This is a genomic window from Collinsella sp. TF06-26, assembly GCF_002232035.1.
In the GTDB taxonomy this organism is placed as follows: Bacteria; Actinomycetota; Coriobacteriia; order Coriobacteriales; family Coriobacteriaceae; genus Collinsella.
Window position 1 is genome coordinate 81,383 of record NZ_NKXR01000003.1, and the last position, 23,901, is coordinate 105,283.

General features: G+C 58.3%; 20 protein-coding genes. 5 read left to right on the forward strand and 15 right to left on the reverse strand.

Going from position 1 to position 23,901, the window contains the following annotated elements; genetic code table 11:
* Positions 1-35: 35 nt before the first annotated feature.
* The 8 genes from mtnN to CHY22_RS02940 form a co-directional block, all read right to left on the reverse strand.
* Positions 36-776, reverse strand: coding sequence for a 5'-methylthioadenosine/S-adenosylhomocysteine nucleosidase (mtnN, locus tag CHY22_RS02905; RefSeq protein ID WP_089572351.1), 741 nt, complete (start codon positions 774-776; stop codon positions 36-38).
* 78 nt (positions 777-854) lie between these two features.
* Positions 855-1,031: a hypothetical protein gene (locus CHY22_RS10060; RefSeq protein WP_158551160.1), complete on the reverse strand. Its 177-nt coding sequence runs from the start codon at positions 1,029-1,031 to the stop codon at positions 855-857.
* Positions 1,032-1,074: 43 nt separating this feature from the next.
* Positions 1,075-1,893 carry a pyruvate formate-lyase-activating protein gene (pflA, locus tag CHY22_RS02915; RefSeq protein ID WP_089572353.1) on the reverse strand — a complete coding sequence of 273 codons (819 nt, stop codon included), beginning with the start codon at positions 1,891-1,893 and terminating at the stop codon, positions 1,075-1,077.
* 187 nt (positions 1,894-2,080) lie between these two features.
* Positions 2,081-2,935 carry a DegV family protein gene (locus CHY22_RS02920; RefSeq protein WP_089572354.1) on the reverse strand — a complete coding sequence of 285 codons (855 nt, stop codon included), beginning with the start codon at positions 2,933-2,935 and terminating at the stop codon, positions 2,081-2,083.
* Between the two features lie 444 nt (positions 2,936-3,379).
* Positions 3,380-3,631 (reverse strand): autonomous glycyl radical cofactor GrcA3, encoded by a 252-nt coding sequence (gene grcA3, locus CHY22_RS02925; protein ID WP_055252439.1) that lies wholly within the window; start codon positions 3,629-3,631, stop codon positions 3,380-3,382.
* An 85-nt stretch (positions 3,632-3,716) separates the two neighbouring features.
* Entirely contained in the window at positions 3,717-5,768 is a 2,052-nt protein-coding gene (gene pflB / locus CHY22_RS02930; protein WP_089572355.1) for a formate C-acetyltransferase, read from the reverse strand.
* A gap of 470 nt (positions 5,769-6,238) precedes the next feature.
* Complete coding sequence (locus CHY22_RS02935; protein ID WP_089572356.1) at positions 6,239-7,252, reverse strand: 2-keto-3-deoxygluconate permease; 1,014 nt, start codon at positions 7,250-7,252, stop codon at positions 6,239-6,241.
* Between the two features lie 108 nt (positions 7,253-7,360).
* Positions 7,361-8,110, reverse strand: coding sequence for an SDR family NAD(P)-dependent oxidoreductase (locus CHY22_RS02940; RefSeq protein ID WP_089572357.1), 750 nt, complete (start codon positions 8,108-8,110; stop codon positions 7,361-7,363).
* Positions 8,111-8,359: 249 nt separating this feature from the next.
* Here CHY22_RS02940 and CHY22_RS02945 point away from each other — a divergent pair, with 249 nt between their 5' ends.
* The 3 genes from CHY22_RS02945 to CHY22_RS02955 are packed head-to-tail and all read left to right on the forward strand — an operon-like array spanning position 8,360 to position 13,028.
* The gene (locus tag CHY22_RS02945; protein WP_089572358.1) at positions 8,360-8,809 is read left to right on the forward strand and encodes a MarR family transcriptional regulator; all 450 of its coding nucleotides are present in this window, start codon (positions 8,360-8,362) and stop codon (positions 8,807-8,809) included.
* Positions 8,806-11,172 (forward strand): ABC transporter ATP-binding protein, encoded by a 2,367-nt coding sequence (locus CHY22_RS02950; RefSeq protein WP_089572359.1) that lies wholly within the window; start codon positions 8,806-8,808, stop codon positions 11,170-11,172. Before CHY22_RS02945 ends, CHY22_RS02950 begins: the two co-directional genes overlap by 4 nt.
* Positions 11,172-13,028 (forward strand): ABC transporter ATP-binding protein, encoded by a 1,857-nt coding sequence (locus tag CHY22_RS02955; RefSeq protein WP_089572360.1) that lies wholly within the window; start codon positions 11,172-11,174, stop codon positions 13,026-13,028. Before CHY22_RS02950 ends, CHY22_RS02955 begins: the two co-directional genes overlap by 1 nt.
* 558 nt (positions 13,029-13,586) lie before the next feature.
* Here the strand turns inward: CHY22_RS02955 and CHY22_RS02965 are convergent.
* The gene (locus CHY22_RS02965) at positions 13,587-14,618 is read right to left on the reverse strand and encodes a 3-deoxy-7-phosphoheptulonate synthase (protein ID WP_089572362.1); all 1,032 of its coding nucleotides are present in this window, start codon (positions 14,616-14,618) and stop codon (positions 13,587-13,589) included.
* Between the two features lie 350 nt (positions 14,619-14,968).
* Here CHY22_RS02965 and CHY22_RS02970 point away from each other — a divergent pair, with 350 nt between their 5' ends.
* Positions 14,969-15,619 (forward strand): GNAT family N-acetyltransferase, encoded by a 651-nt coding sequence (locus CHY22_RS02970; protein ID WP_089572363.1) that lies wholly within the window; start codon positions 14,969-14,971, stop codon positions 15,617-15,619.
* Between the two features lie 374 nt (positions 15,620-15,993).
* Here the strand turns inward: CHY22_RS02970 and CHY22_RS02975 are convergent, their stop codons facing one another.
* The 4 genes from CHY22_RS02975 to CHY22_RS02990 all read right to left on the reverse strand — a co-directional run bounded on the left by CHY22_RS02975 (position 15,994) and on the right by CHY22_RS02990 (position 21,824).
* Positions 15,994-17,163 (reverse strand): ATP-binding protein, encoded by a 1,170-nt coding sequence (locus CHY22_RS02975; protein ID WP_199408734.1) that lies wholly within the window; start codon positions 17,161-17,163, stop codon positions 15,994-15,996.
* 251 nt (positions 17,164-17,414) lie between these two features.
* On the reverse strand, positions 17,415-18,791 hold the full coding sequence (locus CHY22_RS02980; RefSeq protein WP_089572364.1) for an MATE family efflux transporter: 1,377 nt from the start codon (positions 18,789-18,791) through the stop codon (positions 17,415-17,417).
* Between the two features lie 96 nt (positions 18,792-18,887).
* Complete coding sequence (locus CHY22_RS02985) at positions 18,888-20,516, reverse strand: amidohydrolase (RefSeq protein ID WP_158550994.1); 1,629 nt, start codon at positions 20,514-20,516, stop codon at positions 18,888-18,890.
* 315 nt (positions 20,517-20,831) lie between these two features.
* Positions 20,832-21,824, reverse strand: a complete 993-nt coding sequence (locus CHY22_RS02990; RefSeq protein ID WP_089572366.1) for a helix-turn-helix transcriptional regulator — start codon at positions 21,822-21,824, stop codon at positions 20,832-20,834.
* A gap of 128 nt (positions 21,825-21,952) precedes the next feature.
* Between CHY22_RS02990 and CHY22_RS02995 the strand changes: the two genes are divergently transcribed.
* Positions 21,953-22,144 carry a hypothetical protein gene (locus CHY22_RS02995; protein WP_089572367.1) on the forward strand — a complete coding sequence of 64 codons (192 nt, stop codon included), beginning with the start codon at positions 21,953-21,955 and terminating at the stop codon, positions 22,142-22,144.
* A gap of 35 nt (positions 22,145-22,179) precedes the next feature.
* Here the strand turns inward: CHY22_RS02995 and CHY22_RS03000 are convergent, their stop codons facing one another.
* Both CHY22_RS03000 and CHY22_RS09935 read right to left on the reverse strand, forming a co-directional pair.
* Positions 22,180-23,589: an APC family permease gene (locus CHY22_RS03000; protein WP_089572368.1), complete on the reverse strand. Its 1,410-nt coding sequence runs from the start codon at positions 23,587-23,589 to the stop codon at positions 22,180-22,182.
* The gene (locus tag CHY22_RS09935) at positions 23,579-23,761 is read right to left on the reverse strand and encodes a hypothetical protein (protein ID WP_143759205.1); all 183 of its coding nucleotides are present in this window, start codon (positions 23,759-23,761) and stop codon (positions 23,579-23,581) included. The genes CHY22_RS03000 and CHY22_RS09935 overlap by 11 nt, the downstream gene beginning before the upstream one ends.
* Positions 23,762-23,901: the final 140 nt, after the last annotated feature.

Here is a 23,901-nt window from a genome sequence, read left to right on the forward strand (position 1 = left end):
CACTCCTTGGTCGTAGGTTCTTACAAAAGAGCGCGCTATTGCGCGGCGGCAATGCGGCGGACGATATCGAGCGTGATATCACTTGCGACACGCGCGTACTCGAACAGATCGAACTCTCGGTCGCAAATTGCATCGTACGCCTCGTCACAATTATCGCTGATAGCGCGCAACACCAGGCAATCGACACCATTTTTGGTTGCGACATGGGCAATTGCCGCGCCCTCCATGCCGACACAATCGGCATGCGTCGCCTCGATAGCGTCGTTGCGCATGGCGGTGCCCGTCACAAAGCGGTTACCCGTGGCAATCGTGCCGACCAGGAATTGTTTGGCTCCCTCGTTCGAAGCGGCTGCATTTGTCGAAGCATCAACAAACCCACGCTCAGCAAGCACGTCGACGGCAATATCGACCAGCGCGGGTGTCGAGCCAAACTCCTCGAGCCCCGGTGCGGACTCGGCGATAAGCGCGGTATCGGTATCCAGATAGCGCAGGCGTTTGCCAATGACCACGTCGTCGATACGGAGCTTGGGGTTCAAACCGCCCGCAATGCCCGAAAACACAACAGCCTGCGGAGCATACTTGCTAATGAGGTGCTGTGTCGCAGCGGCGGCGTTCACCGTGCCCATGCCCGCCGTTGTGGCGACAACTGTCAGGCCGTCGAGCCCACCGCTCACAACGGTCAAGCCTGCCTCCCGTGCCTCGCAAACGTCGCTCAGCTCTTCCTTAATCTGCATGATCTCTTTTTCGAGCGCACCGATAATCGCGATGGTAGCCATACCATTCCCCAAACCTATACGAAATTCTCAACCACGGTATGGTACCAGCATTTTGTTTGACCTCGCCAAACGAACACGCTAAGCCAGTGCAGCGCGGGTATCATAGAGCGCCTTGGCGATGGCGGCCACGACCTCGCTCGAGCGGTCGCTCCACGGCATCGATGTCATGATGCTCATGACATAGGTACGGCCATCGATGTCGATAAGGCCCGCATCGCATGTCGAATAGCAACCATCCTCGCTGACCCAACCCACCTTGTTGCACATCTTAAAGGGTAGTCAATTTGGGACGGGCTTGTTAGCCAATGGCCGACCTGAGCTCCGCACGGCGCTTTTTCATGCCGGCCATGACGGCGTTGCGCAGCTCGGGCATGCGCGCGGTATCCATCTGGGGCACGCCCTCGAGCTTATAGGGAATACCCAGTTGCTCGTACTTGACGACACCCATCGTGTGATACGGCAGCATTTCCAGGCCCACCACGTTGTGCCATGGAGCGATCAGGCGACCGAGCTTCTCGCATTCCTCCGCCGTGTCGGTGATACCCGGCACCACCACATGGCGAATAACAACCTTAATCTTGCGACGGGCAAGCTCATCGCCAAACGCCAGGATGCGCGCAGGATCGCAACCGGTCAGCTTTTTATGCTCAACCGGATCGGCATGCTTGATGTCGAGCAGCACCATATCGGTCTCGTTGAGAACAGCATCGAACTTCTCCGGATGCTTGGGATCAAATGCATAGCCACAGCTGTCTAGGCAGGTGTGTACGCGGCCATCGGGGTTGTTGTGCATCACGCGGAACAGGTCGGCCAAAAACTCGGGCTGCAGGAGCGGTTCGCCGCCCGAAACGGTAATGCCGCCGCTACGGTAGAACTCATGGTTGCTCTGGAACTCGTCCATGAGATGCTCGACGGTCACCATCGTGCCGCCGTTAACAGACCAGGTATCGGGATTGTGGCAATACGCGCAGCGCATGGGACAGCCCTGAACAAACACCACAAAGCGGATGCCGGGTCCGTCGACCGTTCCCATCGTCTCGATCGAATGCACGCGACCCAGGGCATACGCAGAGTCCTCGGGATGAGCATCCACACCCTCAAGCGTCATCTCAGCCATTCCCGCAACCTTGCCTCTCTTTGGTTTTTGTCAATTAAAATGCCAGAGCCATTCTAGCCCATACGCCTGATGGCGAAACGGTTTAGCGGTCAATTTGATCGTCCTATTTGACTCCACGCAAAAGCGGCGGGAAGGTTGTCACAACCCGCTCGCCGCCGAAGCAATAGAAATCGATAGACGCCAGGCCCTACGCCTTAAGCGTAAGCACCGCGCCAAAGGCGGTCGGGCCGCAGTGGCTCGAGATGACGCCGCCGACCTGAGTCCAGGTAACGTCCTTAAAGCCCAGGTCGTGCGCATAGACTTCCATATCGTCGCGCAGCTCCTCGGAAAGGCCCACCGAATACGCCAGGCCAATATGCGAGTAGTCGATCTCGCCCTTCGCTACCATGTGGTCAAGAAAGGCACGGGCGCACTTGAGCATAGAACCGCGGAACTTCTTGGTCGCCACGAACTTGCCGCCCGTCACCTCGATGCAGGGCTTAATCTTGAGCAGATGGGCGCCTAGGAACGCGACGTTGGACAAGCGACCGCCGGCCTTAAGGAAGGCGAGATCGGTTGGGACAAAGCCCAACAGCACGCGGTCCATCACCGAATTGGTGAAGGCGAAAATTTCGTCAACGGTGGCATCGGGATGAGCCTCGATGTATTTGGCAGTCTCAACGACAACGAGTGACTGGCCCACCGAGACAAAGCGCGTGTCCATGGAGAACACGTAGTCGCGCCCCTGGGCCGCAATCTTCGAGGACTGATGCGAGCAGGTCGTGGCCTCGGAATACGCAAGATGCAAAATGGTCGCATCGGGCTGCTCGGCATGAATGCGGTCGTACACGTGAGCAAAATCCGCAGGCGAGCAGCCACTGGTCTTGGGCATAACGCCAAACTCGTTACAGCGCGAGTAAATCTCGAGCGGATCGATCGAGCCGTCCTCGACGGTCTCGTCACCAATCGTGACATGCATAGGCACGCGCACGATGCCGTAGCGCTCGCAGAGCTCCGGCGTCACATCCGACCCAGACTCAACCACGATTACGTACTTGCCCATTCTTATCACGACCCATCTCGACGTTGGCTTTTCACTACATGACACACGCCCGGCGCACTGTTGCACAACGGCGTCCAAGCGCCAAAGAGACGCCGCCCTTTGCACATAACAAAGGACAGCGTCTCCCTGGAAAACTCCGTGCTTAACTGAGATTCTACACGGTTTATTGCTAAGTGTTACTTACTCCGCAAACGGTAGCTATACGCGATAAACGGTAGCGCAACTAAGAAAGTATCCCCAACGATCAATCTATTAGGAGAGTTCCGCCTAAAGAGTAACTACACAGGACCCCGCCGGGGCTGTTTGGGCTACCTCCCAAAACTTTCCACAGGACGCAAGAAGCCCTCGCCGCACGAAGTGCGCAGCGAGGGCTTCTTGCATGTCCGAGGACGTTTTGGGAGGTAGCCCAAACAGCCCCAGCGATCCTGCGGGAGTTAAACCCCTTTAGAACTTGTTGTGGAAGGTACGCGAAATGACCTCGTCCTGCTGCTCCTTGGTGAGCGTGTGGAAGTTCACGGCGTAGCCGGAAACGCGAATGGTCAGCTGCGGGTACTTCTCGGGGTGAGCCTGAGCGTCGAGCAGCGTCTCACGGTTGAAGACGTTGATGTTCAGGTGGTGGCCACCCTTCTCGGCGTAAGCGTCGAGCATGTGGACCAGGTTATCGGCCTGAGTCTCGGAAACTTCAGAAACCTTCATAATGTGTCTCCTTCGATCGATAGGCGCCGGCCGAAACCGGCGCACTAATCAGTAATCGTTATTGTTAGTATAGCACTAACAATAGTTACTCGCCCAGCTGATCAAGGTCGATATCACCAAAGAACACCTGGTCCTCCTTGCCGAGCGCGCCCGGGATGATGGAGAAGGTGTTGGAGATGCCGTCCTGAGCATCGCGGAACGGGAGCTTGGAAACCGAAGACAGCGAAGCGATGGCGCCGTGGCTATCGCGCTTGTGCATGGGGTTAGCACCCGGGGCGAAGGGCTGGCCAGCCTTGCGGCCATCAGGCGTAGAACCGGTCTTCTTGCCGTACACGACGTTGGAGGTGATGGTCAGAACCGAGGTCGTGGGCACGGAGTTGCGGTAGGTGTCGTTCATGCGGATGTACTCCATGAACTGGTGCACAACGTCGTGAGCGATCTGGTCGACGCGGTCGTCGTCGTTACCGTACTTGGGGAACTCGCCCTCGGTCTCGAAGTCGACGATGATGCCGTTCTCGTCACGGACGGGGTGGACCTTGGCGTACTTGATGGCGGACAGGGAGTCAGCCACGACGGAAAGGCCAGCGATGCCCGTAGCGAACCAGCGATGCACGTGCTTGTCGTGCAGAGCCATCTGGATGCGCTCGTAGCAATACTTGTCGTGCATGTAGTGAATGATGTTCAGCGAGTTGACGTACACGCCAGCGAGCCACTTCATCATGTCGTTGTACTTTGCCACAACGTCGTCGTAATCGAGCGTATCGCCCTCGACGGCGCGGTACTTGGGGCCGACCTGCTTCTTGGAGACCTCGTCAACACCGCCGTTGAGTGCGTACAGCAGGCACTTGGCCAGGTTGGCGCGAGCGCCGAAGAACTGCATCTCCTTGCCGATGCGCATGGAGGACACGCAGCAGGCGATGCCGTAGTCGTCGCCGTGGTAAACGCGCATGAGGTCGTCGTTCTCGTACTGGATCGAGGAGCTGGCGACAGAAGTCTTGGCGCAGAACTTCTTGAAGTTCTCGGGCAGACGGGTCGACCACAGAACGGTCATGTTGGGCTCGGGGCTGGTGCCCATGTTCTCGAGCGTGTGCAGGTAGCGGTAGCTCATCTTGGTAACGAGCGTACGGCCGTCGACACCCATGCCGCCGATGGACTCGGTGACCCACTGCGGATCGCCGGTAAACAGGGCCTGGTACTCGGGGGTGCGGGCAAACTTGACCATGCGGAGCTTCATGATGAAGTGATCCACGAACTCCTGGATCTGCTCCTCGGTGAAGGTACCGTTGGCAAGGTCACGCTCAGCGTAGATGTCGATGAACGTGGAGGTACGGCCGATGGACATAGCGGCGCCGTTCTGCTCCTTGACGGAAGCGAGGTAGGCGAAGTACATCCACTGGATGGCCTCCTGCGTGTTGGTAGCAGGGTTGGAAATGTCGAAACCATAGGTCTCGGCCATCATCTTGAGCTCGCCGAGGGCGCGGATCTGCTCCTGCAGCTCCTCACGATCGCGGATGTTGTCGGCGGTCATGACCGTCGGGGTGGAAGCCTTCTGGGCCTCCTTGTCCTTGATCAGGTAGTCGACGCCGTACAGAGCGACACGACGGTAGTCGCCGATGATGCGGCCGCGGCCATAGCCATCGGGCAGACCGGTGATGATGTGGGCCGAACGGCAGGCACGCATCTCGGGGGTGTAGACATCGAAGACGCCGGCGTTGTGAGTCTTGCGCTCGAAGGTGTAGCGCTCGACAACGTTCTCGTCGATCTTGTAGCCGTGCTGGCTGGCAGCCTGGCAAGCGATGCGGATACCGCCGTTGACGTGCAGCGCGCGCTTGAGCGGCTTGTCGGTCTGGAGGCCGACGATGGTCTCCATCTCGCGGTGGGCGTTATCGATGTAGCCAGCGGGGTGGCTCACGATACCTGTGACGGTCTTGGTGTCCATATCGAGGACGCCGCCCTGCTCGCGCTCCTTGAGCAGCAGGTCGAGAACCTCGCCCCACAGCTCCTTGGTACGCTCGGTCGGGCCGGCGAGGAACGACTCGTCGCCCTCGTAGGGGGTGTAGTTCTTCTGGATGAAGTCTCGGACGTCAACCTCTCCCGTCCAGATGCCTTCCTTGAAGCCTTCCCATGCCTCCTGCATTGTGTAACCACGCTCCTAGTTACGTGTAATGCGGCGCTCTCTCACACCGCTGCTTATTGAATTCTTGAATTATCGGCTTGCACTACCGGCTTCTTCCGTTCTTCACCACACGTTGGTACAGGGAAAAACGTTTGTCCACCTTGGAACTGCAACCCAAAACCCAAGATTTCACCCGTTTGAGAAGGATAACATAGCCACCCCCTTCATCAGGGCTGTTATATGTTTCTTTTTTTATACCATAAGGTTGTTTTTAACAAATCCGCAGGAAACGCTCCCACCATCAGCTACCGTTCACCGATTCGCTTGATATTTCCCCTTGCCTTTATACGTCCTTCACTCTAGCTGTTATGCCAGCTTTAGCAGAGTAAAGTGCCCCAGAGACCCCACAGAAACTACAGGGCGGCCACGGGATTTCCCCCGGGGCCGCCCTGTGGCATGGCTAGTTATTTAGCTTTGATTGCCGCTTGGCATTAGGCGGCTGCGGCGGCCTTGTCGGTCGTTGCCTTGCTGTGGCCCTGGCCCTCAAAATGCTTGTAGCACCAGCTGGTGACCAGCGGGGTCAAAATGGCCGTCACGATAGCACATGCTGCGACCTGCGCCGTAGCCGTCGCGAGCACCGCGCGGCCGTACATGGCCTCGTTGACGCTTGCCATGGCAGCAGGCGTGGCCACATTGGCTCCGGCGCAGCTCGAAATGGCCGCACCTGCGACACCCGTACCGCCCGTGAGCTTATCGACCGCGATGACGGGAATTGCAAAGACCACCGAGCAGATCACGCCGAGCAGGATGCCGGGAAGACCACCGTTGATAAGCTGGCCAAAGGTCATGGTCGATCCCATGGCAAAGAAGACGAGCACGATGATGGCGGAAAGTGCCGGTGCCATCATCTTCTTAAAGCTGGGGAAGAGGTTACCCAGGATAATGCCGACGACGATCGGCAGGATGGCGCCCACGAGCGACCAGCCGATCGGAGCCTGACCGGCAGCGCCGAGCACGATCATCGTGACCGGAGGGCCGACAACCAGCGTGGTGATTGCGACGGCACCACGTTCGGCCTCATTGCCCATGGTGCCCATCAGTCCAGCGTACATAGCGTTGTTCGCACCCGTGCAAGCGGCCAGCATCACCATGGCCGAGATACCAAACAGGTTGTCGTTGAACACATAAAGGATGAGCAGCGACACGGCAACGACCACGATCTGCTTGACGGCGATGATGATGGCGCCGCGGGCAGCGGCGGCAGGAGCGCTCTTAAACGAAATCGTCGTACCGACGATGAGCAAAAAAGCGCCAACAAGCGGGCCTGCGCCCTGCTGGGTCATGCCGAGCGTAAAGCTGCCGAGCGTTTTGAACAGGTCGGGGAACAGCGTGTTGAGCAGGCAGCCCAACAAAAGCGGCACCAAAATATTGGCACCCGGGATGGAGGACATCTTAAAGAACGGCTCCTTTGCCGCCGGCGCCTCCACCGCAGTCGATTCACTCATTTATATCTCCTTTTGATGCGTGCGACACGCGGTCACACGCTCCTGTGCCAGAAAGAAGGCGACGGTCCCGAGTCGCAGGAGCCGTCGCCGAATTAACGTCGCGGGGTATTACCCGTCCAGAACGATGCCACCGTCGCAGTCACCGATCTCGCCGTTCACGAAGCTGGCAAGGTCGGAGGCAAAGAAGAGCACCATCTGCGCGGGCTCGCTTGCCTGGGCGGCACGGCCCAGAGGAATACCGTTGATGATGCGCTGAGAGTTCTCGTCAGAGAGAATCGAGGTCATATCGGTAAGGGTGAGCGACGGGCACACGGCGTTGCAGCGGACGCCAAACTTGCCGCCTTCCTTGGCGACTGCCTTGGTTAGACCGTTAACACCGGCCTTGGAGCTCGCGTAAGCCGCGGTGCCGAGCAGGCCGCCACCGATCTTGCCCGCAACGGAACTCACGTTGACGATAGTGCCGGCATGGGCCGCCTTAAAGTGCGGGTACACAGCATTCATCATAGTGAAGGTACCGTTGAGGTTGATGTCGATGGTACGACGCCACTCGGTGTCATCGATCTCGTCGAACTTCTTGGTGCTGATGACGCCAGCACAGTTGATCAGGATGTTGGTTTGCGGCAGGTCCGTAAAAATCTGCTCGACGGTCTCACGCGCCTTGGGCGCATCGGCAACATCGAGCTGATAGAACTTGTTGCCCTCGCCAAGCTCGACCACAGCGGCCTCGCCCTTGGCAGCGTTCCTTGCGATGAGCGCGACGTGTCCGCCGCCCGCGACGATGCCCTTGGCGATCTCGAGGCCAATGCCCTGAGTGCCGCCGGTAACGATCGCGGTTTTGCCCGTGAAGTCAAATGCCATGACTCCAACCCCCTTGATTCAGGTGTCTCCTTGCGGGAAGTTGGAGCATCGCACGTGGCGATAAATGAGTCCCAGTCGTCATGGTGGTGACAACCCCTCGCCTAACCGCGGGCATAGTAGTTCTTTGAAACGCTTCAGCAATTGAATTTTTTAACTCTTTATGCGCTCTTTATATTGCCCACTGCATGAGGCCCGAATATGCGGGTATCATCTTTCACCGAAAATAGTTTCTAGTGTTAGGGGTTTTCGGTGGAAGATACCGATTTCCATGAGCTTGGACGTCAGCTCTTAACTGAGTTTGGCAGCATGCATCATCGCATTTCACGCTCTGCGGACAAAGCTCTCGGCGGCGAGATGGCTGTCATGCGCGCCCTCATGCTCGCTGGCGGTTCGCTCACGCCGAGCGAACTCGCAAATCGCGCCTGGGTCTCGAGTGCCCGCATCGCCAATATCTTACGCACTCTCGAAGCCAAGGGCTGGGTCGAGCGCGAGCACTCAAAGACCGACCGTCGTCGTGTACACGTCACGATGACCGACAAGGGATTCCAGAATCTCGAAATCAAACGTCGGGAATTCGAGGAGCGCACCGCGGCCTTCCTCGAGCAGCTCGGCGAAACAGATACCCAAGAGATGGTGCGCCTTCTAAGGCGTCTCAACGAAATTATCGACTGCAATCAAGAAAGGAGAAATGCCAAGTGAGGATTCTCAAGCTTTTTAAAAAGCATGTCCCATCACTGTTCGCAGCTATCGTACTTATCGTAATCAGCTGTAACGCCGATCTGGCACTGCCTACCTATATGAGCGACATCGTCGACGTGGGCGTGCAGCAAGGCGGCATCGCCTCGCCCGTGCCCGACACCATTCGTGCCGAATCGCTCGACGACCTCGAACTCTTTATGAGCGCCAAGGACGCCAAGACAGTAGAAGCTGCGTTTGGCAAGGCAGACAAAAACGGCATTCGCACGTACAGGGGAACCGAGGATGAGCGCGCCGACGGCGGCAAGATTGCCGATATCATGAGCCTGCCCGAGACCGTCGTCCTTTCGCTCAACCAAGGCATCGACGCCAGCTCCATGGGCGACATGATGGGCGCGTCCAGCGAGAAAGGCAACAGCGACGCCCAAGCCATGCCCACGCCCGAGCAAATGGCAGCGATGACGCCCGACCAGCTCGCCGAGATGCAGCAAAAGGCCGCAGCGGCGCAGAATATGCAAAAGCAGATTGATGCCGACGGCGGCAAGATCACCATGAAGAGCCTGCGTCTAGGCGTTGAAGGCGGCCTAATCGACCAGGGCAAGCTCGTCGAGGGCGCCAACGGTATGGCGGACAAAATGGGCTCCATGTCGGGCTCCATCGTGACCCAACGCGCCGTGAGCTACGTGCAGGACGAGTACAAGGCACAGGGTATCGACCCCGCCGACGTGCAGAACGCCTACCTGGGCCGCATGGCGACCACGATGTTTGGCCTGTGCCTGGTGTCGCTTGTCGCCACCATCCTGACCGGCGCCGTGGCTTCGCGCACCGCCTGCTCCATCGCCCGCGACCTGCGCCGCGAGACCTTCAACAAGGTTATGCACTTCTCGCCGGCCGAGGTGGGCAAGTTTAGCCAGGCTTCGCTCATCACCCGCTGCACCAACGACATTCAGCAGATCCAGATGGCCGCAACCCTGTTTATCCGCATGTGCCTGATGGCCCCCGTCATGGGCGTCGTCGCTGTCATGCGTGTCCTGGCCAACCACACCGGTCTGGAGTGGACCATCGCCGTGGCCATCATCGCGGTCTCGGCCGTCGTCGGCGTGCTTATGGGCCTCACCATGCCCAAGTTCAAAAAGATGCAGAGCTTTGTGGACCGCGTGAACCTTACCGCCCGCGAGCTGCTCGACGGCCTTATGCCCATCCGCTCGTTCAACCGCGAGGAGCATGAGCTCGAGCGCTTTGACAAGGCTTCGCTCGACCTTATGACCACGCAGCTCTACACCAACCGAGCCATGAGCTTTATGATGCCGCTCATGATGCTCGTTATGAACTGCATCACCGTGCTTATCGTCTGGTTTGGCGCGCAGGGCGTGTCTGACGGCGTGATGCAGGTCGGCAACATGATGGCGTTTATCTCCTACACTATGCAGATCGTCATGGCGTTTATGATCCTCACCATGGTGTCGGTCATCCTGCCCCGCGCCGAAGTCGCAGCCGAGCGCGTGGAAGAGGTCATCACCTGTCCCACGAGCATCAACGACCCCGTCTCGCCCAAACTGCCCGCGGCCAACGCGCCGCGCGGTGAGCTCGCCTTCCACGACGTGAGCTTCCAGTATCCCGATGCCCGCGCCGATGTCATCAGCGGTGTGAACTTCACCACGCACGCCGGCCAGATGCTCGGCATCATCGGCTCCACGGGTTCGGGCAAGTCCACGCTTGTGCAGCTCATCCCGCGCCTGTACGACGTCACCGGCGGCAGCATTTCGCTCGACGGCATCGACGTGCGCGATATGACCCTTTCCGAGCTTCGCCGCCGCATTGGTTACATCCCGCAGCAGGGTCGCCTGTTCTCGGGCACCGTCGAGAGCAACCTCAAGTTTGCCGGCGACATGGTGGGCGATGACGACATGCACCAGGCCGCACGCATCGCCCAGGCCGAGGACTTTATCGCCGAGCGCGAGGGCGGCTACGACTCCCCCATCAGCCAGGGCGGCTCCAACGTCTCGGGCGGCCAGCGTCAGCGTTTGGCCATCGCCCGCGCCCTGGCCAAAAAGCCTGAGATCGTGGTGTTCGACGACTCGTTTAGCGCCCTCGACTACAAAACCGACGCGCGCCTGCGCGAGGAGCTGGCCAAAAACGTCACTGACGCTGCGCTCGTGGTCGTGGCCCAGCGCATCGCGACCATCATGCACGCCGACCAGATCATCGTGCTCGACGACGGCCACGTGGTGGGCACCGGTACGCACGAGGAGCTGCTGCGCAGCTGCCCGGCGTACCTGGAGATCGCACAGTCGCAGCTTTCCGCCGAGGAGCTGGGGCTTACCCAAGAAGAAATTGCAGCCGTCATGGAAGGAGGCGAGCACTAATGGCCGACGAGACCAAGACTCAGATTCCCAAGCCCACCCGCCGGCGCGGTCCCATGGGCCGCATGGGTGGCATGGGCCGCGGCGAAAAGGCCAAGGACTTTAAGGGCACCATGAGGCAGCTACTCGGCTATATCGGTCAGCACAAGATTGCCGTGTTTGCCGCCGTCGCCTTTGCCGTGTGCTCGGTCATCTTTAACATTGTGGGACCCAAGGTGCTCGGCCAGGTTACGACCAAACTGTTCGAAGGCCTGGTCTCCAAGGTCAACGGTACCGGCGATGTCAACTTTGCCTGGATCGCCAAGACGCTCGGCTTTTTGCTCTGCCTGTATCTGGCAAGCTCTGTCTGCAGCCTCATCCAGGGTTGGCTCATGACCGGCGTCACGCAAAAGATTTGCTACCGCATGCGCAAGGAGATCGCCGCCAAGATTGCCGTCGTGCCGATGAGCTACTTCAACGGCCACAGCAAGGGCGACGTGCTCAGCCGCATCACTAACGATGTCGATACGCTCGGCCAGTCGCTCAACCAGAGCGTGACGCAGCTCATCACGTCGGTGACGCAGATTATCGGCGTGCTCGTCATGATGCTGTCGATCAGCCTGCCGCTCACCGGCGTTACCGTGCTCACGCTGCCGGCAGCCGCGATTATCCTGACCGTGATGATTCACTTCTCGCAGCCGTACTTCCGCGAGCAACAGCAAGTCCTGGGCGCCGTCAACGGCATTATCGAGGAGGACTTTGCCGGCCAGAACGTTATTCAGGTGTTCGACCGCGCCGAGGCCTCAATCGAGGAGTTCGACCGTCAAAACGACCGTCTCTTTATTAGTGGCTGGCGCTCGCAGTTCCTATCGGGCCTGATGATGCCGCTTATGAGCTTGGTGGGCAACATGGGCTACGTGGGCGTTGTCGTGGTGGGCGCACAGCTCGCGCTGACCGGCAATGCCACGCCCGGCGACATCCAGAGCTTTATCCAGTACGTGCGCAACTTTACGCAACCCGTGCAGCAGCTGGGCAACGTGAGCAACACGATGCAGTCGATGGCCGCTGCCACCGAGCGCGTCTTTGAGTTCCTCGCCGCGCCCGAGGAGGAGCAGAAGGCCGACGCCCAGATTCCCGAGAAGCGCCCCGGCCACGTTGAGTTCGACCACGTCAAGTTTGGCTACACGCCCGACAAGACCATCATCCACGACTTTAGCTGCGAGGCGCAGCCCGGTCAGACCATCGCCATCGTCGGCCCCACCGGCGCTGGCAAGACCACGCTCATTAAGCTGCTGCAGCGCTTCTACGACGTGGACGGCGGCTCGCTGCGTGTCGAGGGCGTCGACGTGCGCGACTGGGATCGCGCGGCGCTGCGCGGCGAGTTTGCCATGGTGCTGCAGGATACCTGGCTGTTTAACGGCACCATCCGCGAGAACATCCGCTACGGACGTCCCGATGCGACTGACGCCGAGGTCGAGGCCGCTGCACGCGCCGCACGCTGCGACCACTTTATCCATACGCTCGCCGGCGGCTACGACTTTATGATCAATGAGGAGGGCACCAACCTCTCACAGGGCCAGCGCCAACTCGTGACCATCGCCCGCGCCATTTTGGCCGACCGTCCGGCGCTGATTTTGGACGAGGCGACTTCCAACGTCGATACCCGTACCGAGGAGCTTATTCAGCGCGCCATGGATGCGCTGATGCAGGGCCGCACGAGCTTTGTCATCGCGCATCGCCTGTCCACGATCCGCAACGCCGACGTGATCTTGGTGATTCGCGACGGCGACATCGTCGAGAAGGGCACGCACGACGAGCTGCTCGCCCAAGGCGGCTTCTACGCCGACCTGTACAATTCGCAGTTCGACGAAGCGGCGTAACAACCGGCGGCAAACAACCGCAATACCCAAAGAATGGGGGCGCAGGACAACCAGCGCCCCCATTTTTCGTTCTGCGGCCCTTGGACCGCATCCCCTGGAGCCGAATTGACGGTCCTTTCCAGCCCCTGTGGGCAAAAAATGGCAAATATGAGTACTGTTACCTTTTTAGTAACAGCCAAAACAGCCCCATATGCTGCCCGCACGGCTTGCAAGCGCCCCTAAATTACTCAAATAGTTCTATAGCGGGCTTATATGTGTTAAGGTTAATGAACATATTTTCTGTTATGTCTATTATCTTATGCCGGCAATATGACACTACGATAGCAACAGTACTCATATTTGCCATTTTTTGTCCACAGGGCCTGGAAAAGGCCAACAGGGTAGTCATTGGGGACGTTCTTAAACGACCAGTCAAACAAGAACGTCCCCAACGACTACTTAAAAACGGGAGATTATCCACTCTCATTCTGCGAGCACTCATTTAAGTCTGTCCCCAATGAGTGCCCGGCAGCAACGGGACCGCCGATGTCTTGGCAGAGTCAGTGAAAACCCGCGTAACTAAACCCGCTCCGCGATCTCGTGAATGAGATAGTCGGTCTTTTCCCAGCCCAGGCACGGATCGGTGATCGACTTGCCAAAGACACCGCCGTCGACCGGCTGGTTGCCGTCCTCAAGGTAGGACTCGATCATAAAGCCCTTGACCAGCCTTGAAATGGCTTCGTTGCGGCGGCAGCTGTCGAGCACCTCCTTGCAAATGCGGTACTGCTCCAGCGGGCGCTTGCCCGAGTTGTCGTGGTTGCAGTCGATGACCGCCGCCGGGTTGGCGTAACCGGCATGCTCGGTGTAGCGCTCGGCCAGGCGCTCCAGGTGCTCGTAGTGGTAATTGGGGTAGGTACGACCGTCGAGACCGATGTAGCCACGCATAACGGCGTGCGCGAGCGGGTTGCCGTCGCACTCGACCTCCCAGTTGCGGAAGATAAAGCTCTGATGTGCCTGGGCGGCGTAGATGGAGTTGAGCATGACGGTGGTGGAACCGGCAGTGGGGTTCTTCATACCCACCGGCACCGAAATGCCACTCGACACCAGGCGATGCTCCTGGTTTTCGACCGAGCGCGCACCCACGGCGACGTAGCTCAACAGGTCGACGAGGTACTGGTAGTTGGACGGGTAGAGCATCTCGTCGGCAGTGAAGAAGCCAGTCTCCTCGATGACGCGCAGGTGCATGTGGCGGATGGCCTTAACGCCCTCGAGCAGGTCATCGGGCGCCTCGGGGTCGGGGTTGTGCAGCAGGCCCTTGTAGCCAGTGCCCTTAGTACGCGGCTTGTTGGTGTAGACGCGCGGAATGATGATGAGCTTGTCCTTGACCTCCTCGGCGGTTTTGGCCAGGCGGTTCATGTACTCGAGGACCGAGTCCTCGCGGTCGGCAGAGCACGGTCCGATGATGAGCACCTTGCGCGCGTCCTCGCCGGTAAAGACCTTGGCGACCTCGGCGTCGAATGCCTGCTTCTTAGCGGTAAGCTCGGCGGAAAGCGGCATTTCCTCGCGGATCTCCATGGGGATCGGCAGCCTGCGTTTAAATTCCATGGCCATGCGGGGCCTCCTCAATCAATTGATGGCAACGAGAACATTGTCGAATGCTCGGCATTATCCGCTGTCGCACGCTAAAGTGCAAGCACAACCAGCCAAAAAGGGAATGGATAACGAGCGAGGATTTTCGGGCGCTTCCAACGAGAGTGGATAATCTCCCGTTTTTGACCTATGTTCGCGCTAAAAGTGGGAGATTATCCACTCTCGTCGAGCAAGCGTCCGAAAATCCTCGCTCGTGGCCCCTTTTCCTCCGTCCCCGAGAGATCGAAGCTCGTCTACCGAATGGTTGATGCGGCAGCGGTGCGCCCATGTCACACTCAGAGGTGGCCTGACCCACCTTGGAAGGAGCCTCCATGAGCCTTGACAACGTAACCCTGCGCGCCGCCACGCTCGACGACCTGGCTGGCATCGCCGCCATCTACAACCAGCTGTGGTGCAACACGCTGCGCAACCGCGGCGACGTCGAAGCTGCCGATTTCTGCGCGCGCTTCAACATTGCCATGCAGCTGCAGCGCTCCCCCATCGCGCTCGTCGCCGAGGCAGAGGGCCGCATTATCGCCGCCTGCTGCATCGGTATCTTCGAGGACGGCAAGCCGCGTACCAACCCCACGTGGGTACCCTGCTACGACGAGATGTTCGCCCAGGCAACCGAGATGGCAAAGACCGCCGATGCCAAACTCGAGGGCTCGCTCTTTGGCGACAGTCGCGAAAAGGCCACGGCCGATCGCTTTGCCGCCACGGGCGACGAGTATGCCCAGGGCCAGCTCAACCTGATCATCATTGTGCCCGAGTGGCAGGGCAAGGGACTCGGCCGCGAGCTCATCGACCTTGCGCGCGCCGAACTCGCCAAAGCCGGGTGCACCAAGTTCTTCCTGATGAGCGACTGCAACTCTGACTGGCAGTTCTACGAGCACCTCAACATGAAACGCATCCTGGAGGATCACAGCCAAGACACCGGCGACGGCTTTATCGTCTACATGTACGGAGGCGACACGCAGGATTAGCCTGAGTGCCGCCTCATGGGCTTTCTCCAAAACAGCCCAAACCAATCAGCCGCGCCAAAAGGGACATGCCAAAAAGGGACAGGTTTATTTTGGCAGGTTTTATCTGGGCAAACGCCAACCGCCGTGAGGAGAGCTGCTTGCCCTTGCGGCGGCCTTCTCGCCGAAAAACCAAGTGAGTAGACCTTTTGCAGGAGGCCGAGCACACTCCAAAACGCCACAGCTCTGACCTGCGGTTTTATTTAGCGTTTGTCGCGGTGTGCTCGACAGATCCAAAAAAGCCTACTCACTTGCATCTGAGGCGCACCGGATCGGCAAAAAACCGCCGCGAAAGGGGTCCGATCCTCTTCGCGGCAGTTGTTAATACGCCGAACTTGTTATCGCAAAAGCCAATCACGCGCCGAGACCACGCTACAGTCTTTCGACTCATACGTTGAATCCACGCGGGCCACAACATAGCGCGCATCTTTTGCAATGTCGATCTCATCGCATACAGCCTGTAAATGGCGGGCGTACTTATCGTGATACGTTCTGGATGATTTTATTTCGATAGCCTTGGGACTCCCTGAGTTTGTGCAGTCGAGCAAATCGATTTCTCGCTTGCCGTCGTCCCTATAGAAATACAACTCGGGATTCTCGCCCACGTTGAGATGGCTCTTCGCCGTTTCGGAAACGATGAGGTTTTCGAAAACTGCCCCCAGATAAGAGCTCTCCAAAAGTTGCTCCAGTGATCCAATTTTGAGCAAGTAGCAGAGCAGCCCCGTGTCGTAAAAATAAAGCTTGGGCGTTTTAGTCAAACGTTTCCTGGCATTTGCATAATAGGGCTGCAGTGAAAACGTCAGGTAGCTCTGCTCCAGGATAGACAACCAGCTTTTAATGGTCGATACGTTCACACCCGTATCTCGAGAAAGCGAAGATATATTAATGAGAGCACCGGCGCTCTGGGCAATTATGGACAGAAACTTATGAAACTCCGCTTTATTGCGCACGTCAAGCAAGCCCACAACATCGCGCTCAACATAGGTATCAATATAGCTGGGGAAATAAACCGAGGACGGCATTCCGGCGGAACGCAGGCGAGGGTATCCCCCTTCGAGCGCAAACAAATCCACTTCCAACTGCCCCTGCTGGCCCCTCTCCGCTTCTCGAAACGAAAATGGCAGCAATTTTAAGATCCCGACTCGCCCGGCAAGAGACTGGCCGATGCTTTTCATCATCAAAAAGTTTTGCGATCCCGTAAGGATGTATTGACCGGCGTCTCCCCGCTCATCCGAAACAACCTGAATCATCGAGAACAAATCCGGGGCGTATTGCGCCTCGTCGATGATGAGTCCGCCCTTTCGGTTGCGGATAAAACTCACCGGATCCTCCAAGGCCGCGCGCCTCGTTTGGGGGTCCTCAAGCGTAACATAGGAATAGTCGGGAAAGGCATGCCGAACCAGCGTAGACTTACCGCTCTGCCTAGGCCCCGTCAACGACACAACAGGAAACCAACCCGCCATGCGAATGAGCAACTCATGCAAATCCCTGTTAATGTACTCGGCCATATCAACGCCCCTTATAACGCTGTTACCATAATCGTATAGTATCATTTGCCATAATCTTGCAGTAGCGTTTTCCATAATCTTGTAGTAGTGTTTTCCACAATCTTTTAGTAGCCCAGTTCAAAAACGTTATTTATAGAGCCGAAATCTCAGACCCTAAATAACAATAGCCACCACAATGGGAACTGTCCCCATTGTGGTGGCTTGCAGGCGAGTTGACTTATTCGACTATCGCGGGCCGGCCGTGTCCGAGTCTAGAGCGTGGCAAGTCGCTTGGATTCGCGGACGGCGAGGGCGATGGAGATAAGACCAGTGATGGCGTCAGCCGCCACCAAGGCAAACCAGACACCCTGAACGCCCATCATGTTGCCAAGCAGGTACATAAGCGGCACGGAGCAGATCACGTAGCGGAGCAGACCGGTGAACGTGGCGATACCCACCTTCTCAACCGCCTGGAAGTACATCGACATGGTCATGGCAAGATAGCCCAGGGCCACGGCCAGGATAACGATGCGCGTGGCGTTGGCGGCAACCTCGACGAGCGCCGGGTCGCTACCAGCAAAAAAGGCGCAGACCGGCGTTGCGGCCACCCATAGCACAGCAGACACCGCAGCAAGCGTCACGACCTGGTACTTAAGCGTGCAGGAGAGCGTTTCCTTGAGGCGCGCCCACGCCTTGGCGCCGGCGTTGAAGGCGGCAATGGGCTGCAGGCCGTACGAGAAGCACTGGGCGACCATCATGGTAATGTAGAGGATGTAGCCGTTGATCACACCAAAGGCCGCGATGTAGAGCGAACCCATGTCGCCGCCGAGCTGGCCAAGCAACGAGTTGGCAACGGTGTTGAAGATGAACGTGGCAGCTTGCACCAAAAAGAACGGGAAACCAATCTTGATGATCTGGCCGCAGATGGCCATGTCGAGTTTGAGGTCGGCGGCGCTGATCTGGAGCTGCGACTTCTTACCGCCGATGAACCAGAAGATACCGATGGCCCAGATACCGATGGAAAGACCGTAGTACACGCCAGCTCCCATAACGCCAAGCTTGAGCACAAACGTGGAAAGCGCAAGCCAGCAGATAGCGACGATGGCAGACACGGTCATGAGGTTGGCCTGGATCTGAACCTTCTCGTCCACACGCATGACGGCGGTGACCATCTGACCAATGACCGTGAGCGGCAGCAGCACGGAGAAGGTGCGCACGCCGGCAACGGTATCGGCCATGATGTCGGGCGTGGCGCCGAAGAATGCGCAGATGGGCTCGGTAAACACAGCCATCACCACAGCAAGCAGCACACTCACAATCGTGGTAAGCCAAAAACCCTGGCTAAACGCCTTGCTGGCGCCCTTAATGTCGCCGGCACCCAAAAGGTTGCCCACCACGGCGGGCACGCCGGTGCCAAACAGGTTGCCAAAGGCCAGGTTAATGTACTCGACCGACATGATGATCGAAACACAGGCCAGGCCGTGTGCACCCAGGCCCCAACCCATCACGAGGCCCTCAAGGACCACCATGATAATCTGGGCGAGCATACCCTGGCCGGTGATGATGGTGTACTTGCGCACCAGGCCGGGAATCGGCTGCGAGGCAAGCTCACGCTCCTCCTCAACAGCGGCGGTCGTTTCTTCTGCCATTGTTCTCCCCTTTCCATGAGAGATTGATGAATGGATGCATGAATGGATGGGCGGCACGCACAGGCTGCGGCACCGCCTAGCGATGCAGCAGCCCCGCTAGGCCTCGTAGACCACCTTGCCGGCAATCATCGTGAGAGACGCCGTGGCCTCGAGGACCTCAGCCGGTTCGCAGTCAAAGAGGTTACGGTCGAGCACACAGATATCAGCCTGTTTGCCGCATGCGAGCGTACCGATGCGATCCTCGGCATGCATGGCGTAGGCGCTGCCGTAGGTGTAGGCGCGCAGGGCCTCGGCCATGGTGATGCGCTCCTGCGGGAACCACCCTTCTGGGTTGGAGCCGTCCTCGAGCATGCGGAAGACCGCGCCGTACACCTCCTCCATGGGCTCCAAGCCCACAACGGGGAAGTCACTGCCCAGGTGCACCACGGCACCGCTGGCAAGCAGGCTATGCAGGGGCCACGAAAGCGCAGCACGCTCGGGGCCCACGGCATCGTCCTTGGCAAGGTCAGCCATATCGAGCAGCATGTGCCACGGCTGCATACCAGGGCATATACCCAGCTCGGCATAGCGCGGCAGATCCTCGGGCTGAACCGTCTCGTTGTGCTCCATGGAGTGGCGGCAACCCCGCTTACCATGCAAGCGCTCGCCCTCCTCAAAGCAATCAAGCACAAAACGCACCGAGCGATCGCCGATCGTATGGACGCGCGTGTCAACGCCCCATTCCTGCGCCCTGACAATGGCGGCACGGATGCGCTCTGGATCCTCCGCGGGCTCACCGCAGGTATCGGGCGCGTTGGAATAGGGTTCAAGCATCCAAGCGGTGTGGTCGGAGCACACGCCATCAAGAAACTGCTTAAAGCCGTGCCACTCGACCTGCGTACCCGAGAAGGCGTATTTCTCCTTGATCTGCTCGAGCGTTAAGGACTCGTTTTCGAACAGATCGGTGTACAGGAACACGCGCAGTGGCAAGTCGCCCTTGGCATTAAGACCTGCCAACACCGCATACGGGTTTTCCATGCTCACAAACGTAGGATTGACCATGCCGACCGTAGTGATTCCCAGGGCATTGGCGCGCCGGGCGGTTTTTGCAAACGACGCGTCAACAACCTCGGGCGCTGGGTCGTAGACCTCGTCCATAAAGAAGACGCCGGCGTTGTTGGAAAACACGCCCGTCAGATTGCCCTCGGCATCCTTAAGGATCTTGCCGCCTGCGGGATCGGGCGTCTGCGAAGTTACTCCCACCTTGTTGATGGCGCAGGTATTGGCACTAAAGGTATGCAGGTCAACCTGCTGCAGAAAGACCGGGCGGTCCGAGATGTACTCATCGATCATCGCGGCTGTGGGCATCTCGGGGACATCCCACTGGAACTGGATAATCTGGCAGCCCAGAATCCACTCGTTATCGGGATGGTCGGCCGCAAACGCCACGACACGTTCCATCGCCATCTCAAAACTGGTGCAGTCGATGAGGTTGACGGCAAAATCGGGGTCGGTCATAAACGCGCCCTGGGCAAAATGCGTGTGCGAGTCGATCAGGCCGGGCATGACGAGCTGGTCGCCAAAGTCGCGCACCTCGGTATCGGGACCGATAAACGGTGCCAGGTGAGCATCGTCACCGCAGGCAACAATCTTATCACCGCGCACGGCAACGCCGCCCTTAAACGGCTCGAGCCCATCGCCGGTAAAGACGGCGTTGCTCTTGATAACTACATCAGCCTTGTCCATGTGAGCCTCCTCAGGCATCTTTGGTTGCAACGCGGACGCACCGCCCGCGTGGGCACTCGGTTGGGAGCGTAGCGCTCCCGCATCGGCGCGTGCCTACAAGCCGTGCTCGGACGTCTGTCCCACGTCCGCGGCTTCGCGCTACACCCATTGATACACAGGGGCAAATCCGTGCCAAGGCCAGGGATCGCAAACGGTCAGTTTAAGCAGGTTTACACGCTTTACCTGCAGGTTTATTGTCTGAGATTATTACCGCGTCATTACGCCCAACGGCGTGCCCGCCCACACGGCAAGACCCGCATGCAAGGAAGAATAGGACTAGGAACGCCAAAAGGCATCTATGAGGTCATCTCGGTTGGAGACACCGCTTTTAACGTAGATGCGATGCAAGTGCGCCTTGACAGTGCCAGGGCTGATGACCAACTCGCTGGCGATGTTTTGGGCGTCGTTGCCCTTCAGCACCAGCGTGAGCACCTCCTGCTCGCGCCGCGACAGCTTATGGGCATCGGCATAGATCACAACGCGTGATGCTAGATCGTCCCCAGAGCGTGCGCTCTCGGCCGCCACGTCCTCATCGGCACGCGGATGACGGGCATACACGCGCAGGATATGGCTAAACTGGCAAAAGAGTTGGACCGCGCATGCCACGAGCAGCACGTTTTCGGAGATATTGCGCTCGGACAGATACCACAAAAAGAGGCTGATGACGGGGTTTTGAGAGTCGGGGCGGCAGAGCAAAATCATGTAGGTGTCCTCGGCGATTACGCAAAACGCAAGAACGAGTGCCACCTTCCAAAAGAGCTTTGAGCGGTCGAGGTCGAGTTTCTCAACACGCGTGGCCCTGTGCCGGTAATGCCAGGCGGCATAGGCAAGACATCCTACATTGCCCAGGTCACGCGTGAGCCAAAAGAGATACTGCTGCATCTCTCCGGCAGCACCGCTGCGAGGCACCAGCACCAATTGCAAGATTGAAAACGGCACGATAGCAAGTCCGAGCATGCGCGACGTCGGCCTTTTGCGCAAGCGCGCAAACATCCACAGTACCACGCAGGCATAGATGGCAATACCGAGCACGCAGCGCAGCAAGGGGTGCTGCAACGGCTCGCTAAAGGTAACAGCGTAGTCGTATTTGAGCCGATTGTACTCGTCAAAAAAAATGACCGACATATCGAGCATGTAGAGCAAAAAGCCCGCCGCGGCCACCAGGCTGTCGCGACGGCGCGTCATGAGCCAAACCACCAATGCCACGGCACTGGTCACCAGAGCCACACCCATGATAATCGTGGTGTAGATATAGAACGCGAAACTCATGCCCGCCTCCCCTGTCTAGATGCCGTGAGGATGTTGACAGATTCTTTGCCGCAAGATTAGACTCACCGATTAAACGTACTGTATCGTTTAGATAAACAAGCTGTGTCTCACCGATGAAAGGAGATGCCATGGCGCCTATCGCACCGCTCAAAATACTCGTCGCCCCTGTCGCCAAGGCCATCGTCCACCTGAGCGACTCACTTACCTACAATGACGTCCCCTGTGTCGTCGAGGCGCGTTCGGACAGCTGCCCCTACCTGGGCCACGTTCCCTACTTTGCGCCTAAGCTCGCTTCTGATCCCGAGCACTGCGAGCAGTAATCCAAGACACAGCAAGCGCTGCGCAACTCGCGGCGCTACTGTTTTGGTGCAAAGAAACCTGATTCCCTTGCACCAACGCCGGGATTGTCGACGCTGCGGCCGCGGCGCGATATGAGGCGCGAAACCTCGCCCAGCAACACGACGATCACCACACCCATGAGAATGGGCAACTTTGCCATTTCGGCGGGCGAGCCGTTGAGCGGCACAATCGTAGCGACAATCGAAAGCACAAGCTCCACCACGGGAATCGCAAGTGCCACCGCAAGCACCTTGCCCTCGAAGGGTGCACGGAACACGCGCGGGCGATCGTCATATTTACGCAGGCGCCAAAACGCTGGGAACATCGGGATATAGCTCATGAGCAGAAAGACGACGTTCATCGAAAAGAATACCCAAAAAACGTCGGAACCCTCGCCCAGCGGAATCTGAAGTAGCAGCACCAAGCTGGCAAAACAACCGTTAATGATTGCCGAGCCATTGGGCATGCCGGTCTTCTTGGACACCAGCGCAAAGGGGCGCGGCATGTTGCCATGGCGCGCGGCATAGCTCGCCACGTTGTTGACGCCAAAGCTCCAGCAGATCATGTTGGCGAACAGCGTCACCAAAAAGGCCACGCCAACGACCATCGTCAGCGGGTGAGCGCGCCCCACCATAGCGGCGACTGCGTCCACAATGCCCGAATCGAGTGAAAGCTGCTCGGTGGGAACCGCGGCTCCAATGCCAATGCCGCAAATGATGTAAATTGCCGCAATGGCCACGCCACCGGCAATAACCGCCTTGGGGATATCGCACGACGGGTTCTTCATCGTGCTGGCAAAAGTCGCGACCACCTCAAAGCCCATAAAGTTGAATAGGATGATCGATAGGTACGTCAACGAATTGGTGTCGCCCAGATCTGGAATGAAGGTCTTAAACGACATGTCGTTGGCAAAGCCGTTATTGCAGGCAAACCAGATGCCGACGATTCCCACCACAGCGGTAATGAGCACCTTGATGACGGCGCCGCCGTCCATGACCCAATCGGCCTCGGCAACCGGCTGCATTGCCATGACCGTGACGCCCCACACAAAGGCAATCTCGATGGCAATTCGGATCCCGAGTGAAAACTCGATACCCCACACCGCATTAATGACACTGGGGAACATGCAGGCGATACTTGCCACCCACAGCGGAAAGTTAACCCAGTAGCACCAAGAGCAACGGGCGCCCCAACGGTCGCCCAGGCCCAAGCGAACCCAATCGTACAGGCCGCCCTCGGAATCAAACGCCGTACCCAGCTCGGCCACCACCAGACCATAGGGAAGCAAAAACGTAATGATAAGGAAGATCCACCAGAAGAACTGCACGTTGCCCATGGCAGATGCCGGAGCCGCCGCCTCGATGGTAAACACGACGCAGATAACCGAAAGGATGACCTCGATCAGGGAGAACTTTTTACCTGCCATGGCACGCTCCCCCTACAGCAAAAAGGATGGCATCTGTACCGAAGGCGCAGCCCAAGGTAGGGTTGCAGGCCGCGTCACCGGTGCAGGTGCCATCCCAAAGAGAAGAGAGGATGCAATCGTTGGACCAACGCTCGCGGAACAGGCGCGTGTAGATAACGATACGCTGGTACATAGATACTCCGATCAAAACGGCCGCGATTGCGACCGGAATCTTTTGGCAATTGCAGACGCGTCTGACCTGGGAAATTCAAGCGAACAATTGGCCTAACCCGCAATAAATCCCAGATCAGACGCGTACTCAATCAAAGAGGC

Coding starts and splice junctions, on each gene's coding strand:
- CHY22_RS02975 (WP_199408734.1), bottom strand. CDS start 17,163: ATGGCCGAGTACATTAACAGGGATTTGCATGAGTTGCTCATTCGCATG.
- CHY22_RS02970 (WP_089572363.1), top strand. CDS start 14,969: ATGAGCCTTGACAACGTAACCCTGCGCGCCGCCACGCTCGACGACCTG.
- CHY22_RS02990 (WP_089572366.1), bottom strand. CDS start 21,824: ATGAGTTTCGCGTTCTATATCTACACCACGATTATCATGGGTGTGGCT.
- CHY22_RS02920 (WP_089572354.1), bottom strand. CDS start 2,935: ATGGGCAAGTACGTAATCGTGGTTGAGTCTGGGTCGGATGTGACGCCG.
- pflB (WP_089572355.1), bottom strand. CDS start 5,768: ATGCAGGAGGCATGGGAAGGCTTCAAGGAAGGCATCTGGACGGGAGAG.
- CHY22_RS02965 (WP_089572362.1), bottom strand. CDS start 14,618: ATGGCCATGGAATTTAAACGCAGGCTGCCGATCCCCATGGAGATCCGC.
- CHY22_RS03000 (WP_089572368.1), bottom strand. CDS start 23,589: ATGGCAGGTAAAAAGTTCTCCCTGATCGAGGTCATCCTTTCGGTTATC.
- CHY22_RS09935 (WP_143759205.1), bottom strand. CDS start 23,761: ATGTACCAGCGTATCGTTATCTACACGCGCCTGTTCCGCGAGCGTTGG.
- CHY22_RS02995 (WP_089572367.1), top strand. CDS start 21,953: ATGGCGCCTATCGCACCGCTCAAAATACTCGTCGCCCCTGTCGCCAAG.
- mtnN (WP_089572351.1), bottom strand. CDS start 776: ATGGCTACCATCGCGATTATCGGTGCGCTCGAAAAAGAGATCATGCAG.
- CHY22_RS02980 (WP_089572364.1), bottom strand. CDS start 18,791: ATGGCAGAAGAAACGACCGCCGCTGTTGAGGAGGAGCGTGAGCTTGCC.
- CHY22_RS02985 (WP_158550994.1), bottom strand. CDS start 20,516: ATGGACAAGGCTGATGTAGTTATCAAGAGCAACGCCGTCTTTACCGGC.
- CHY22_RS02955 (WP_089572360.1), top strand. CDS start 11,172: ATGGCCGACGAGACCAAGACTCAGATTCCCAAGCCCACCCGCCGGCGC.
- CHY22_RS02940 (WP_089572357.1), bottom strand. CDS start 8,110: ATGGCATTTGACTTCACGGGCAAAACCGCGATCGTTACCGGCGGCACT.
- pflA (WP_089572353.1), bottom strand. CDS start 1,893: ATGGCTGAGATGACGCTTGAGGGTGTGGATGCTCATCCCGAGGACTCT.
- CHY22_RS02935 (WP_089572356.1), bottom strand. CDS start 7,252: ATGAGTGAATCGACTGCGGTGGAGGCGCCGGCGGCAAAGGAGCCGTTC.
- grcA3 (WP_055252439.1), bottom strand. CDS start 3,631: ATGAAGGTTTCTGAAGTTTCCGAGACTCAGGCCGATAACCTGGTCCAC.